Below are 782 nucleotides of genomic sequence, written 5' to 3' on the forward strand. Positions count from 1 at the left end.
GGGCTTATTATAAATTCGACCACTTAAGTACATTACTTTTGATAAGACATTCCATGTCCCGTCTGTTAACATTAATCTTGGCATGTAGGTTCGGTGTAAAGTTTTCTGGCGAATTCAATTATACCTTATCTTCATGCTGTTTGTTTTTCATACCACAAAGATCAACACGCCCTAAAAACAAGTATTTAATTTTTGTAACTATTCTGAATAAGTGAGCACATTTCATACTAAGAATTTAATTTACTATGTACCTATAAAGGTGTACTATATGTTTAATTATTGTATATAAAAAGAAATTAAAATGAGATTTGAATCGCCCCGAGTTCATCGGAGACCAGTTTGTTTAAGTCAGGCCACTTTACCTGACTCGTTTAAATTATCATAGTAGTCTGTTTCATATTGAGCTGGTGAAATATACCCAATTGAAGATAATAAGCGTTGATTATTAAACCAATTGACCCACTCTAACGTTGCGTATTCAACAGCATCAACATTCTTCCACGGGCCATTTCTGCGAATAATCTCTGTTTTAAATAATCCATTTATTGTTTCAGCCAATGCATTGTCATAAGAGTCACCCACACTGCCTACAGACGCTTGAATTCCAGCTTCAGCAAGTCGCTCAGTGTATCGTATAGACAAATATTGGCTGCCTCTGTCGCTGTGGTGAATTAACCCTTCGGGGTTGCCACGATGCCAAATAGCTTGCTCTAACGCATCAAGAATAAGCTCTGTGTGCATTGTCGTTGATACACGCCAACCTACAATGTATCGTGAAAAAA

General features: G+C 36.7%; 1 protein-coding gene. It reads right to left on the reverse strand.

Annotated elements, in window-relative coordinates; translation table 11 throughout:
- Window positions 1-348 precede the first annotated feature (348 nt).
- The coding region (locus L655_RS0109370; RefSeq protein WP_024604509.1) for an IS3 family transposase at window positions 349-782 on the reverse strand (434 nt) is incomplete at its 5' end.

The organism is Pseudoalteromonas sp. TAE79, assembly GCF_000498015.1.
In the GTDB taxonomy this organism is placed as follows: domain Bacteria; phylum Pseudomonadota; class Gammaproteobacteria; order Enterobacterales; family Alteromonadaceae; genus Pseudoalteromonas.